Annotated in this window: 9 protein-coding genes; 2 read left to right on the top strand and 7 right to left on the bottom strand. The window is 53.3% G+C overall.

The window, feature by feature from the left end; genetic code table 11:
• Nucleotides 1-48: 48 nt before the first annotated feature.
• From EBA_RS03530 to EBA_RS03520, 3 genes are all read right to left on the bottom strand, one after another.
• On the bottom strand, nucleotides 49-1,500 hold the full coding sequence (locus tag EBA_RS03530) for a hypothetical protein (protein WP_192373325.1): 1,452 nt from the start codon (nucleotides 1,498-1,500) through the stop codon (nucleotides 49-51).
• A gap of 14 nt (nucleotides 1,501-1,514) precedes the next feature.
• Nucleotides 1,515-2,501, bottom strand: a complete 987-nt coding sequence (locus tag EBA_RS03525; protein WP_223146639.1) for an AAA family ATPase — start codon at nucleotides 2,499-2,501, stop codon at nucleotides 1,515-1,517.
• Nucleotides 2,502-2,750: 249 nt separating this feature from the next.
• Nucleotides 2,751-3,395 (bottom strand): hypothetical protein, encoded by a 645-nt coding sequence (locus EBA_RS03520; protein ID WP_192373323.1) that lies wholly within the window; start codon nucleotides 3,393-3,395, stop codon nucleotides 2,751-2,753.
• A gap of 267 nt (nucleotides 3,396-3,662) precedes the next feature.
• On the opposite strand from EBA_RS03520, the gene EBA_RS03515 reads away from it, so the two are divergent.
• On the top strand, nucleotides 3,663-4,913 hold the full coding sequence (locus EBA_RS03515) for an amidohydrolase family protein (protein ID WP_192373321.1): 1,251 nt from the start codon (nucleotides 3,663-3,665) through the stop codon (nucleotides 4,911-4,913).
• Nucleotides 4,914-4,973: 60 nt separating this feature from the next.
• On the opposite strand, the gene EBA_RS03510 is transcribed toward EBA_RS03515, so the two are convergent.
• Nucleotides 4,974-5,891: a class I SAM-dependent methyltransferase gene (locus EBA_RS03510; protein ID WP_192373319.1), complete on the bottom strand. Its 918-nt coding sequence runs from the start codon at nucleotides 5,889-5,891 to the stop codon at nucleotides 4,974-4,976.
• Between the two features lie 289 nt (nucleotides 5,892-6,180).
• Here EBA_RS03510 and EBA_RS03505 point away from each other — a divergent pair, with 289 nt between their 5' ends.
• The gene (locus EBA_RS03505; protein ID WP_192373317.1) at nucleotides 6,181-8,577 is read left to right on the top strand and encodes a Lon protease family protein; all 2,397 of its coding nucleotides are present in this window, start codon (nucleotides 6,181-6,183) and stop codon (nucleotides 8,575-8,577) included.
• Nucleotides 8,578-8,589: 12 nt separating this feature from the next.
• Here the strand turns inward: EBA_RS03505 and ygiD are convergent, their stop codons facing one another.
• Genes ygiD through EBA_RS03490 form a run of 3 tightly spaced genes read right to left on the bottom strand, consistent with a single transcriptional unit; the run spans nucleotide 8,590 to nucleotide 12,469 of the window.
• Entirely contained in the window at nucleotides 8,590-9,399 is an 810-nt protein-coding gene (gene ygiD / locus EBA_RS03500) for a 4,5-DOPA-extradiol-dioxygenase (RefSeq protein WP_192373315.1), read from the bottom strand.
• A gap of 35 nt (nucleotides 9,400-9,434) precedes the next feature.
• Nucleotides 9,435-11,588 carry a putative bifunctional diguanylate cyclase/phosphodiesterase gene (locus tag EBA_RS03495; RefSeq protein WP_192373312.1) on the bottom strand — a complete coding sequence of 718 codons (2,154 nt, stop codon included), beginning with the start codon at nucleotides 11,586-11,588 and terminating at the stop codon, nucleotides 9,435-9,437.
• Entirely contained in the window at nucleotides 11,585-12,469 is an 885-nt protein-coding gene (locus EBA_RS03490) for an ABC transporter substrate-binding protein (RefSeq protein WP_192373310.1), read from the bottom strand. The genes EBA_RS03495 and EBA_RS03490 overlap by 4 nt, the downstream gene beginning before the upstream one ends.
• Nucleotides 12,470-12,544: the final 75 nt, after the last annotated feature.

Raw genomic sequence — 12,544 nt, 5'->3', positions numbered from 1 at the left:
CCGCCAAATTCATCAAAATAGACAAACAAAACCGCAAAAAACGCAAACTTAGGGCTGGGTTGCTTTAAAAATCTGAAACCACGTCGATGCCCACTGAACTCTATCTTGAATATACGCCGCCCTCTCGGGAAATTGCTTAACATGATTGGGGTGCCAGGGGCTCGCCTCCCAAAGAGTGTTCGGTGAGCTCATTCCTTTAATCTCTGGATTGGCAAAATACTGACCGGTCAAAGCCGTGTGCTTATCTGCTTTATGGAACCCGGCGTTCACCAACAAAGTCGGCAAATTGATACTCCGGGCAGCAAGACGATTTGCAGCCAACGCGAATATTGGCTGTATCCAGGGATCAGTGTCGTGGTTCACCCAATAACAGGCTTGTGGACCCGACGCTTCATTACTTTCTATGCTGCCCGCATGTATTTCTTTGGCTTCACAAGCCAGATGGCGCGAGAAGCCCCGCCCATCGCTAACAAATTGAGCGCGCACCACAATCATTTCGGCGAGTTGATTCTGCTCGATCCGGACTAAAACAGCTAAATCGTCACTGCCCCGATTTGATGGAGATTGAGCGTACAGTAAACCTTGCCAGCTTCCCTCTGGTAGCGGTAGATTCATATTACCGATAACAACCTCATCAACAAAAACCCGGCCGGAAATCGAATCAGTGAGGCTTTTGGCCTTGCTGGACGGCCGACCCGATTGTTCGGTCTGCGGACTACCATTGATATAGAAACGGTCGGAACGATAAGAGCCTTGAAAGGATGCCGGGCGAAGACCGGTAATTGTATGCAGTTTTTCAACAGCCTGAGTGTACTCGCGGGAGTCCTTTTCATAGGCATAAAAAGCGCCTGATTGCCGTGTGCAGATTTGACAAGGCGACGAATCGTTGGAATACACATCAACTGCAACCTCTGCCGGCACTCCTTCAACATCTTGGCCGTGATAGCCCGCCAGAATGACTTTTTGAAGATTGGTGCCGTCCGCGCCACTGATCTTCCACTTGACCGGCTCATAAGCCATCAAGGCAATTACTTTCGGTACCGAAGATCGAGACAGCGTTACAGTAATGGTCTTTTGGGTGTGTTGTCCCGCGTACTTCTGATGGCAATCCAACATCGTGGCGGAATTGCTTTTATCGCCAACACACTTGGCCCACCAGGGTTGTTCCTGCTGACCGTTTACTAGAGCACCTTCGTAAACACCAATTATATGAAGCTCGGTCCCCGGAGGAAAACTTGCAACCGGCGGCGAGAGAGACACGTCGAAGGTTGCGTCATGCCAGCTGCCATTGCGCGTTGTCGCGGGTATCGGCAAACTTTGGCCTAATGCCGGCGCGGTCGCCTGACCGAGCGGTTTATAGCTTGCAGAGGGCTTTGTCAACGCCTTCGGCGGCGTATTCCACGGCCCCAACAAAACAGCCATCGCAGTCGCTAGGCATGTTATCACCACGGTCCAGCGCCACGCGGCGGAGCGCACCCACAGTCCTTCTTCCCTAATCATATACTTGGAATCAGTTATCCTTTTGCATAGGCAACAGCACGCTGCAGTTCATCGAGACCCAGCTCTATGCGCGCCACACCTTGTTTTTTAGCTTCGATTAACGAGTCCGCCAATTGTTCTTCGATGGCCCTTACCAGATCTCTAGACGAACTGTTTTTACCTAGTTTTCGGTAACGAGCCATCAAAGTCAGGATAATTTGCGGCTCTATGCCCTGCTCGACAATCTCCAGCCCGTAACCGCGGATCATGTCTTCAATTTCCAATGCGGCAACGCGGGCGACGTCCAGGCCCTGCAAAGGCCGAAACACGAAAATGCGATCCAGCCTGTTCAAAACTTCAGGGGCAAACTGAGCCTCGCGTAACGCTTCAACCGCAGCAACGCGCATCGCGTCAGGATCTTGCGCATAAGTATCGGCAAGCTCAGTCAATCGGTCGGTAGCAGCATTGCTGGTCAAGACGAAAATCGCTGACGTGGTGGAAACCTGCCGGCTATCCGAGCGTTCGGTAACAAACCCATCATTCCACGCGGTCAAAAATGCTTTGAGCACATCGGGATGGGCCTTTTCGATTTCATCGAGCAATACGACGGCATTTGGGGTATCGCGCAAGCCAGACGTCAACTTACCGTAAGAATCAGAGCCAACGTAGCCTTTGGTCATGCCAAACAGTTGCGAAAGGGAATAGCTGCCCGACGCAAACTGCGTCATGTCGAAATGCAATAAGGGTCGCTCCAGCTCTTTCGCCAACACTTTAGCCAGGTAGGTTTTCCCGGTTCCCGGCGGCCCGGCGAACATAAACACCCCCACCGGCTTACCACGCTGCGACAAAGCCAACCGCCGGCGAATTTGTGAAGACATATCGTCGCAAACCGCGTCCTGGCCTATGACACGTTGCTTCAAGGCATTAGACAAGCTCTCTGCATCGATAAATGTCGCACTGTCTTGTTCTGCCAAACCGTCTTCGATGATTTTCTTATTAGTCAGTCTATCGAGTATATCCATCAGAGATTCCGTTTTAAGAAATGTGGGTAATCGTGAGCGATCGTGCAGCCAGGCTAATAGCAATAGCAACCAACCCAACAGCGCAAAAGCTACGATGTACCAAACCCCCGAACGAAGTATTGATACAACGACTGGGATGAGCGGTGTTTTGGGCCAGTGATCTTCGACAAACTGAAACAACATGACAAAGGTCATGATCGCAAATAATGCCGGCATCCAACGACTGAGGGTGTTAAGCATGCCGATCAATCAAAACGACACGGGCAGTGTCAGGGTTTGAGAGGTTTGCAGTACCGGCAAGGAAACCATGCCTGCGCCATTTTTTATGCCTAACGTAATTCCTCCGCCCCCATCATGCACACCGCTGATCTTGACGGTTTTCGAGGAATCCACCGGCACGGCGATGCGCGTCTGACTTTTCTTCAGGACAATATCCATTTCATATCCTGCTGTCGAGACGTGAACAACATCGCCATCGGCCGCAGCGAAATCCCATAAGGTGATCCAAACCAAACTCGTCTCACTATGGGGTAGACTCGATATAGCGGTTGTTGACGGCGCATTGTGATTTGACAGTGCGGTTTGTAACTGCTGACGCTGAGGAATTTGAAGTTGCATCGAATCCAGAGCAGGATCGACGTCCTGAACAGCAACCGCTTCAACATCAATTGACTTAAGCTTGGCAAATTCCGCAATCAATTCCGCTTGCTCGGATTTCGAGACATTATCATTCGACGCCGAACGCCATATAGCCGTCATCCCAAAGCCCAGTCCGGCAACCAACATCATCCCCGCCAAAATAAGCTTGAGCTTGGACGGACTAGATGAAGCGGAGGGCATTGGTTTTCCCTGCGATTGCAAAGCGGATTTTGGCAAGGGCTCTAGATGTTTCATTGAACGAGATGGGCAGAAAGACACGCGAGGGTCTTTAGTTATAGAAATACATTTATCCCAAGAGAATGAATGCTATGTCGACGCAAGTATAGACAGAATCAGCTAAAAGCGTGAGTGGCTGTTAACTAGCTTGTTCCCACGAATCACGTCGCATTTTGGCTCAATTTTGTGGGCCTAACATAGATAAAACGGGGTTTTCGCTAGCTATTGGTTTTTTGCCTAATGAATGTCTATTCTTCCGAACATTCCTTAAGGATCTCTAAAACCATGAAATCATTCCCCATAAGCAATTCAATTGCCACCGTCTGTAATTCCCGCCGCCACTTTTTAAAACTAGCGGCGGCTGGCTTGGTTTCTGCCAGCACACCGGCATCAGCATTGTTCCGACTGAACAACCCATGCCTCGATCCCTCCGGCACGCCTGCTTCGGCTCTAGAAACCGCCGCCTGGCAAGGCATCAATCCGGCCGATTGGTGGGATTGCCATACGCATATCGTCGGCTCCGGTGACGGCGGTAGCGGCATCACCCAAACGCCGGATATGCATGCGCCCTTGCGGCATCCGCTGCAAACCCTGCAACATTGGGCTTACGCCAACGCAGCCTGCATCCCCGACACCGACCAAGACACCGCCTTCGTCAAACGCCTGCGCGCGTTAATGGACACCACGCCCAAAGGCGCCAAGGCCATGTTGTATGCCTTCGACCGCGCACACGGCGCCAGCGGCGATCCGGACCATGCCAATACCGCATTTTTTGTCCCCAACGAATACGCTCAGGCCTTGGCGCTAGCCTATCCGGAACGCTTTGAATGGGTAGCCAGCATCCATCCCTACCGCCCCGATTGCGTGACGGTACTGGAACAAGCCGCCGCCAACGGCGCGCGAGCCGTAAAATGGCTACCGCCGGCAATGGGCATTGATCCAGCTTCGCCGCAGTGCGACCGGTTTTATAAGGCAGCCGCCGCATTGAATATCCCGATCATCACCCACGGCGGCGAAGAGAACGCGCTGCACGGCGCCGACCAGCCTTTGTTCGGCAACCCACTACGGCTGAGACGGGCGCTGGATGCCGGCGTGCGGGTCGTCATCGCGCATTGCGCCACTTTGGGCACGGATGTGGATGAAAACGGCCGGGAAGTCAAAAGCTTTGATTTGTTCGCCAAGTTAATGGCCGATAAACAATGGCAGGACCGGCTATACGGTGACATTTCCGCGATTGTTTTGCGCAACCGCGATATAGAAGTGATTAAAACCCTGCTCACCGAAACCGCCTGGCATAGCCGACTGTTATACGGCTCTGATTACCCCTTGACCGGGATTTTGCCATTGATTTCGCCCGAAGCATTCGCCAAGGCAGGCTTGCTGACCGAAGACGCCGTCGAACCCTTGCTGGCGCTACAGGAATACCATCCGTTCCGCTTCGATTTTGTGTTGAAACGTAGCTTGGCTTGGCAGGGTAAGCGTTTTGCTAACAGTGTATTTGCCACCCGGCCGTTTTTTACGCGGAAAAGCGGTTAATTCAAGAGATGGGCAAAGCGCAGTGAAGCCGATCGATAGCCCCGCACAATTGGCGAAAGTTTAAGCTATCACCCGCAGCAAATTCCCATACAACAAAGCCTTGCCGGTTTTGCTTTGCATCCAGAGTTGTTTGATTTCGCTTTGATTTCTAGAAAAGCAGGGGGCGGCGGCGCTGGCTAAATCTTGCAGCTCCACTTTGGGGGAATAAGTGTTCAGAATTAAAAACGCCCCCGGATGCATCAAGCCGTGCGCGGTTTCGATCAGGTCGGCAAGATGATTCTCCAGCTTCCATTTTTCGCCCTTGGCGCCTAAGCCCCAGGCCGGCGGGTCCATGATGATGCCGTCGTAGCGGCTGCCGCGTTTCAATTCGCGTTTGGCAAATTTCAAGGCATCTTCCAGCACCCATTTAATATCGGTCAGCGCGCTACGTGCCTGGTTGTCGTTGGCCCAATCCAGCATTTGCTTGATTGAATCCACATGCACCACTTCCGCACCATGCGTGCGGGCTACCAGCGACGCCGCACCAGTATAGGCAAACAGGTTTAACACCTTGTCGCCCGGCTTGACCCGTGCGGCGATAAATCGCCAGTTGGCTTGTTGCTCCGGAAACAAACCTACGTGTTTGAATTTGGTTAGCTTTAAACCGAACGTCAATTGTTGATAAGCAATTTGCCAGTGTTCGTTTGCCTGTGGCTTTAGCTTTTTCCAAGTACCTTGGGTAGACGACAGCTCTTCGAACTCCCAATCCGCCCTGGCCTGCCAATCCAAGCAAGTCCAACCCGGCTGGAAATGGGCTTGAATCTCCGGGCGTATCGTCACAACGTCGCCCCAGCGTTCCAGCTTCTTACCGTCTCCGGCATCCAGCAGCTCATAATCGGGCCAGCCGACCGCATATTCCCGGGAGTTTAAATCGGCTGCCTCATTTCCATTGCCCGCGCGGCGCTCGGATGATTTGCGCTGAGTGAATTGCTTTGACATTTTGTGATACTGGGTTGCGATGAGTCGGACGTGGGGCCAATCACTGACGCCCAACACTGGATTAAACCGCAAATTCTATTCTCTAATGCCGATACCGGCCACTCCAGGCTCTGACTTTGGGGCAATCGCCACTGCCAGTTCACAAACCAATCAACAATTTGACCTGATTTTATTAATCCTGCAACATGCCTGCGGCCCGGTCAAAACCTAGTTGGCAAGGCCCAAAACTTAAAGAAGGTAATCAACTACTAACGACCACCGCGTCTTTTACGGACAGGGATGCATACCCATGACAATCAAACCGCTAACGCCAGCGCAATTATATACGCCTTGCAAGCTCGAACAGTTGACGTTTAAAACCACCGACGAGCTGGACGATGTCGATAGTGTATTGGGTCAGGAACGGGCCATAGCCGCGATTACATTTGGCATCCGTCTCGATAAACCCGGCTATAACATCTTTGCAATGGCGCCGGACGGCACCGGCAAACTGACCACCATCAAACAGCTGGCCGAGCACGAAGCCTGCCGGCAGCCGGTGCCGTCCGATTGGTGTTATGTACATAACTTTAAACAGCCGGCCAAACCCAGGGCGATTCGCCTGGAGCCCGGTGAGGGCAAAGGCTTCCAGGAAGACATGGCCGAGTTGATCGACGAACTCAGCGTCGGCATCCCCGCCGCCTTTGATGGCGACGAGTACCGCGCCCGCGCCGGCGAGCTGGAAAATGAATCGCGCCAGCGGGAAATCGAAGTACTAAACCAGCTGCGCGAAGAAGCCGAACAAGCCCATATCATTTTCACGGAAACCCCCAACGGCTATGCCTTCTTGCCGGCCGACGACAATAACGAGCCTTATGTGCCCGAGCAGTTCAATAAGCTGGATAAAGAGCGCCAGCACCAATTTCACACCACCGTTCTGAGCTTGCAGGAAAAGGTGCAGGATGCGATCAAAAAATTTCCGCAATGGCGCAAGGAAACCAAGCGCAAACTGCAGGCCCTGAACCGGGAAGTGGCCGAGCTGGCGGTGCATCATTTCATAGACAATCTGAAGGATAAATACGCCAAGCACCAAGCGGTGCTGGATTATCTCAGCGCGGTGCAACAAGACATCATCGACCACGTCCGCGACTTTATTCCACATAGCGACAAAGTATTGTCGTTCATGGAATTGCCGCAAGACCCCAATCCGTTCAAGCGTTACCAGGTCAATCTGATGGTGGATTTGAATCACAAACGTTCGGCACCGGTGATTTGCGAGGATTTACCCAACCACGGCAATCTGCTGGGCCGCATCGACCATCAAGCACAAATGGGTTCGCTGGTGACTGACTTTACGATGATCAAGCCCGGCGCGTTTCATAAAGCCAACGGCGGTTATCTGATCCTTGACGCTCGCAAATTGTTATTGCAACCCTATGCCTGGGAAACCTTAAAACGCACCTTGCAAGCCGGCGAAATCCGCATCGAATCGCTGGAACGCGCGCTGAGTCTGATCAGCACCGCCTCGCTGGAGCCCGAACCGATCCCCTTAAACATCAAGGTCATCCTGCTCGGCGATCCGATGCTGTATTACCTGTTGAGCTTCTACGACCCGGAGTTTCAAGACTTTTTTAAAGTCGCTGCGGATTTTGCCGGCCAGGTAAACCGCGAGAACAACAGCCTGGAATACGCCGGGTTATTGGCGACGATTGCTCGCCGCGAAAAACTGCGTCCGCTCAGCCAACAAGCCGTGGCCCGCATCATCGAGCACAGTGCGCGGATGGCCGACGATTCGGAAAAGCTGTTAACCCATCTGCGCAGCATCAAGGATTTATTGACCGAAACCGATTATTGGGCCGGCGAAAACGGCCACACCGTCATCGCCAATAGCGACGTGCAACAAGCCATCGACGAAAAAAATCACCGACTGGACCGGATTCGCGAACGGCTTTACGAAACCATTCAGCGCGGCACCATCATGATTGCCACCGCCGGCAAGGTCGTCGGCCAGATCAACGGCTTGTCGGTCTTGCAATTGGGTGAATTCAGTTTCGGCCAGCCGTCGCGGATCACTGCCACCACCCGGATGGGTAACGGCAAGGTGGTGGACATCGAGCGGGAAACCGAACTGGGCGGGGCGATTCATTCCAAGGGTGTGCTGATCTTGTCCAGTTTCATCGCCGCCCGCTACGCCCGCACCAGCCCATTCTCGCTGTCCGCCAGTCTGGTGTTCGAACAATCCTACGGGCATGTGGAAGGCGACAGCGCCTCGCTGGCGGAATTGTGCGCGATTCTGTCGTCGCTGGCGCAAGTGCCGCTACGCCAGGATCTGGCGATGACCGGCTCGGTGAATCAGCTTGGACAAGTGCAGCCTATCGGCGGCGTGAATGAAAAAATCGAGGGCTTTTTCGATATTTGTGCGGCGCGCGGCCTAAGCGGTAGTCAGGGTGTGATCATCCCGGCCAGCAATATTCCGCATCTGATGCTGCGTTGGGATGTGGTGCACGCCGCACAGGCCGGGCAGTTTCATATTTATCCGGTCGCCACGGTCGACGATGCGCTGGGTTTATTGAGTGACATGGCCGTAGGCATCGCAGATGCTCAAGGCCAATATCCAGCCGAGTCGTTTAACGGCAAAATCGCCGCGCAGTTGCAGCAATTTACAACCTTGATTAAGGAGTTCGCGGCTAAAGTAGACAGCAAATAACCTGCCATCTGCTTAGCCCACTTGGATAGACAACATCGAAATAGCGCCCAGCGTGGTTTTGTCCGTTAAAAATTGGACTTTTTCGCCCTCGTCTTGCAAACCGAGGATGTAAAGCAAGGGCAAAAAATGTTCGTCTGTAGGAATTGCCAAGGCCGCATCGCTTATCTCCCGGTACCTGACTAACCCGCGATGATCTTGGCCGGCAATTAACTGTTTAACCCGTTCGGCAAACCTTACCGCCCAAGTATGGGCCGTATCTCGCCAAATCACCGCCTGCAAGTTATGCACGATATTGCCGCTGCCGATGATCAACACGTCCTCATCACGCAACCAGCGTAAGGCTTTGCCTAGTTGGTAATGCTGTTCCGGCGATTGATTGCGATCCAGACTAAGCTGCAACACCGGAATATCGGCAGCCGGGAACATGTGACACAGTATCGACCAGCTGCCGTGATCTAAACCCCAATCGGTATCGGCTTGAATCGGCACTTGCCGCATCGTTTGGATGATGCGCAGCGCCAAGGCCGGATCGCCGGGTGCCGGATAGCCCATATCAAACAAGGCTTGCGAAAAGCCGTAAAAATCGTGGATGGTGGTCGGCTGATCCATGGCTGTGAGCCGCACACCCTCGGTTTGCCAATGCGCGGAGACACACAGAATGGCCTTGGGTTTACGCAGGCTTACGCCCCATTCGGCCCAAGCCCGGCTAAATTCACCGGCTTCGATGGCATTCGTCGGGCTGCCGTGGCCAATAAACAACGCCGGCATTCGAGGCTTGCCTAAATTTGCGGTAGTGTCCGGAAGATGTTCGGATGTATTCATGACTATCCTCGCCGTTTGGGCTGGCAGACAATAATTTAACGTACTGCTCGAGATTCAATGCTCAGCAGCGGATGTTGTGGCAACTCCCGACAAAAATCGCCGAACTGCTCGGCCGGCATCGGTCTGGCCACCAGATAACCTTGTAGCAATTTGCAGCCTGCTTGTTTTAAAAACTCCGCATGTTCGAAGGTTTCCACGCCCTCGGCGATAACCGCCAAACCCAAACCGTGTGCCATGGCAATAATGGCGCGGATAATGGTAGCGTCGCTGAGGTCTTCGATACAATCGCGCACAAAGGATTGATCGATTTTTAAAACATCGAGTGGAAACTGCTTTAAATAGCTGAGATTGGAATAACCGGTGCCGAAATCGTCGACCGCAAAACGTACCCCGGCTTTACGCAAGGCATTAAAAGTCTTCCGGCTTTCTTCGGAAGGTCTTAACAAACAGCTCTCGGTCAATTCCAACTCCAGCACACCCGGCCCCTGCCCCTCGGGCAAGCAGCGCTGCAAAATGGTCAAGGTGCGCTCGGCAAACTCATGATGCCAAAACTGTGCCGGCGAGACGTTAACGCCTATATGAAAATCGCTATCCACCAAGCCCTGTTGCCTCCAAGCCACCAAGGTATTCAACGCCGTTTCCATCACCCATTCGCCAATCGGCAAAATTAAACCGGTTTCTTCGGCTAGCGGAATAAATTCGGTTGGCGAAATCCATTCGTCTTTATGCTGCCAGCGCAGCAAAGCCTCCGCACCGATCAAACATTTCCGAGTGCAATCGTATTTGGGTTGAAAATTCAGCGTCAATTCACCGAGTTCCTGCGCGCGCTTCAAGCCGCTTTCCAAGTTCAAACGCCGGGCGCCGAGTTGTTGCAAGGCCGGCTCGTAAAATCGATAGGTATTGCGGCCTTGCGTTTTGGCATCGTACATGGCGCAATCGGCGTAGCGAATCAATGCTTCGCTATCGTCGCCGTCGTGCGGACACAAGGCAATACCTATGCTGAAACTGGTGCTTATCTCATGGCCGCGTATCGAAAACGGGGTATGCAACACGCTGCCGATTTGCTCAGCCACCAGGGCAACATCCTCGCGCGCTTGAGAAAGTTCGGGGTTAAGGTCATCGACAATAATCACAAATTCGTCGCCACCCATTCGCCCCACGGTGTCGCCACCCCGCACCGCATTCCGCAGACGCGTCGATACTTCTTGCAACAATAAATCGCCAAAGGAATGCCCCAAGGTATCGTTGACATATTTGAACCTGTCCAAATCCAGGAACAGCAGCGCCATAGAGCTTTGCCGACGATGTGACTGACTCAAGGCCAACTGCAGGTGGTCCTTCAATAACGTGCGATTAGCCAAGCCGGTCAATTCGTCGTAAAACGCCTGCCGCTCCAGCATGGCTTGGTAACTTTCGACTTCGGCGCGGTAATCGCTCAACCAGGACACCATCAAGTTAAAGGCTTGCACCAATTCCCGGACTTCCGGACCGCCGCTCTCCAAAGTCACCGGCTGAATATGGCCATCGGTCAACTGATGCGCGGCTGCGGCCAGCTGTTTCAACGGCGAAGCGATACGTGCGGTCAATGTTAGCGATATGGTCAAACCTATCAGCAAAATCATCGCCACCACCAGCAATCCCCACTGGATGGCATGGCGCACCACCGCAACAAAATCGTCCATATTCATCGCTAAACGTACTTCGCCTATCGCCCCGCTGCTGGCCGATGTTTGCAGAAATAGTGCATCCTCGTTTTGAAAACCGCCGCTGGTAATCGGTTGAATTATTTCCAAAACGCTGTGTCGCCGCGACGCCTTCCACCAATTCCAAAAACTTTCCGGCTGTTTGCCGGCCGCCTCTACCGGCGCCGATTCGCTAAGCGAATCGACTGACATCCTCGCCAGTTGGCGGCCCTGGGCATCGAAAATGACCACGTAAGCTAAACCCGGCACTTTGCGCAAATGCTCCAATTGGTATTCCAACAATTTGCCTTGGCCGGTAAATACCGCGTATTCGCTGGTCTCCGCCAACATCATGGCTAGTGCCTGGCTGTGCTGTTGGCGTGCTTCGAATTGCCGGGTCAATTGCATATAGGTGGCAATAAATCCCACGCTCAAAGCGGTGACCAATACTAATGTGGCATTCAATAAATTAAAGCGCGTCGCCATATTCATCGACGGTTTGCTCATGGCAACACCTCGATAATGTCCGGCAACCAACGCTCGGGGATGCTGCGTTTCATATGCTCAAAGGTTCGGCCATTGACGATTACCCGTTCTTTGCGCGGCGCTTGCGGCGGCAAACCGGCCGGAGCGGCGCCGTTAACCAATATGCTCCAAGCCAAGTCCGCCGCCTGCGCTCCCAAATCGGCATAATCCCAATCTAATGCATAGATGGCACCGGCTTTGACCCATTGCTCCGATAAACCTATCAATGGCGTTCGATTGCGAAACGAATACAGCAACAACTCCCGCACCGCTATTGCATTAAATGCGGCGACCCCATCCACGACCCACAAGGCGTCAAGTTGCGGCGGCAATTCTTTCAGTAAATTAGGCAAATCTTCCGGTGCTGCGGCCGGCGCCGGAATCAGTTCGATATTGTCTACTCTGGCCAATTGCTGTAAGGCCTGAAACAAAGCCAAGCCGCGGCGTGGATCGTAAATCACCGCAATATGCTGCACATCAGGCAATAATCGCCGCAACCACCGCCATTGCAAGGTCGGCGGAAAATCCAAACTAACCCCGGTTAGCCTCGCTTGACCGCGTAACTGTTCGCTATCCAGCAATAAGCCGGCGACAATCGGGATAGGCCGCGCCAAGGCCAGTGTCGCACGAGTCGCCGGCGTACCCAGCGTAAACAACAATTGCGGCGGCCGTTCCCGCAAATGTTCCGCAACATCCTGGGCGATGGGGTCGCCGACGGTTTGGGTTTCGATATTGACGGCCAAGCCGCGTAGCGCCAGGGCTGAACTAAAACCTTGCAAAGCTTGCCGGTAAGGAGCGCTGTCATGGCTCTGCAATACCAGAATGCCCGCGTCCAACGCCTGGGCTATTGGTTGAAATACCACTATCCCCACACATACCCCGGCGAGTGGATTTAGCTTAAAACGAGCGCGATGCCACCATCGCTCGAAAAGCAAACG

The organism is Methylomonas albis, assembly GCF_014850955.1.
Classification (GTDB): domain Bacteria; phylum Pseudomonadota; class Gammaproteobacteria; order Methylococcales; family Methylomonadaceae; genus Methylomonas; species Methylomonas albis.
Note: the sequence above shows the minus strand (reverse complement) of the source record. Positions and strands in the feature narration are given on the sequence as shown.